Genomic DNA, 1,636 nt, shown 5'->3' with positions numbered 1-1,636 from the left:
ATATTCGGCTTGTAGATGTAGAAACCAGCAAAGTAGAATATGCGGATAAAGGCAAATCCGCTACACTTGGCGGAATAGAAGCAACTGTTGACGAGTTAGCAAGGAAATTAACCAGTTTGGTGAAATAAAGAAATAAATTTGTGGAATACCCCGAATTTATTCGGGGTGTCAATGGAACAAATTTACACCACAATGTAGCCGAGCGAAGCGAACAATTGTTGGAAAATCATCAGTAGACGGCATTTAATTACCGACTACTTTTTTATTTGCCTTTTTAGTAAAATTTTGATATAATATTAAAAAGTTCAAGGTCTATTATGGATATCCCAACATTAACAGAAAAAGAAAAACAAGCAATTGATGAACTTATCACTGAACTTAAAAATCTTTACAAAGATAATTTGTCTCGGATAATACTTTACGGCTCAAAAGCAAGAGGTGATGCTACAGGAGGTTCGGATATTGATATTATGGTGGTATTAAAAAAAATAGAAAATAAAATAGTAGAGTTTGAGAAAATAATTAAGATGACTACAGAAATAGATTTCCAATATGAACTTTTAACTTCAATTATATTAAAGGATGAACAAGAATATCTAACTCGTAACAGTCCGCTTCTATTGAATGTAAGAAGAGAAGGGGTTGAATTATGAATAATGAGGATGTCAACCTTTTACTAAAAAAAGCGGAAGAAGATATTAAAGCAGCGGATTCACTTTTACAACTTGGACATTATCGTATTTCTGTATCAAGAAGTTATTACGCAATGTTTTATATTGCGGAAGGTTTACTTTTAACGAAAGGACTAAGCTACTCAAGTCATTATGCTGTAATTTTGTTTTTTAATAAAGAATTTATCAAAACGGGTATTTTTGATAAAAAATATTATAACTGGCTTGAGAAAGCATTCAAATTAAGACAAAATGGGGATTATGATACAGAACCAATAATTACTGAGGAACAATCAATAGATTTGATACAAAATGCAAAAGAATTTTTAGAAGCAGCAAAAAAGTATTTGAATATATGAGCCATATTTTTGCGCCGTGGAGAAAAAAATATATTCTTTCTAAACAGAAAGATTGCTTTTTTTGTAAAGCGATAAAAGAAAAAAAAGACAAAAAAAACCTCGTGCTTTATCGTGGAAAAACTGCGTTTGTGATATTAAATAAATTCCCGTATAACGCAGGACATCTGATGGTTGCAACATATAGACACATTGGCAAAATTGAGAAATTAAGAAACTGTGAAATTGTAGAAATTATGCAACTGGTAAAAAAAATGGTAATTCTTCTTAAGAAAAAAATGAACCCGCAGGGCTTTAATATCGGGATAAATCTCGGTAAAATAGCAGGCTCAGGTGTAGAAAAACATTTCCATCTTCATATTGTTCCTCGCTGGCAAGGCGATACCAATTTTATGCCAATGATTGCAAAAACAAAAGTTGTTTCCCAAAGTATAAAAGAACTTTATTACCAATTGAAAAAACACAATAAATAAATTAACTAATTAATTAATTAACTGTAGTTTGGCAAATTTCCCATTTCTCTAATGAGAAATAGGGTGGTCTGATTCATCAGACACGCTTGCTAATAAATGCTGAGACATATTATAAAGGAACCTATAAAAAATTGAC

General features: G+C 31.2%; 3 protein-coding genes. All 3 read left to right on the top strand.

Annotated features, from left to right (window positions below; translation table 11 throughout):
- Window positions 1-317 precede the first annotated feature (317 nt).
- Genes AB1349_14180 through AB1349_14170 form a run of 3 tightly spaced genes read left to right on the top strand, consistent with a single transcriptional unit; the run spans window position 318 to window position 1,500 of the window.
- Window positions 318-653 (top strand): nucleotidyltransferase domain-containing protein, encoded by a 336-nt coding sequence (locus AB1349_14180; protein MEW6558473.1) that lies wholly within the window; start codon window positions 318-320, stop codon window positions 651-653.
- Window positions 650-1,030, top strand: coding sequence for a HEPN domain-containing protein (locus AB1349_14175; GenBank protein ID MEW6558472.1), 381 nt, complete (start codon window positions 650-652; stop codon window positions 1,028-1,030). The genes AB1349_14180 and AB1349_14175 overlap by 4 nt, the downstream gene beginning before the upstream one ends.
- A complete protein-coding gene (locus AB1349_14170; GenBank protein ID MEW6558471.1) occupies window positions 1,027-1,500 on the top strand; it encodes an HIT domain-containing protein in 474 nt (157 codons plus the stop codon). Before AB1349_14175 ends, AB1349_14170 begins: the two co-directional genes overlap by 4 nt.
- The last annotated feature ends 136 nt before the right edge of the window (window positions 1,501-1,636 follow it).

This window comes from Elusimicrobiota bacterium (assembly GCA_040757695.1).
Classification (GTDB): Bacteria; Elusimicrobiota; UBA8919; order UBA8919; family UBA8919; genus JBFLWK01.
Note: the sequence above shows the minus strand (reverse complement) of the source record. Positions and strands in the feature narration are given on the sequence as shown.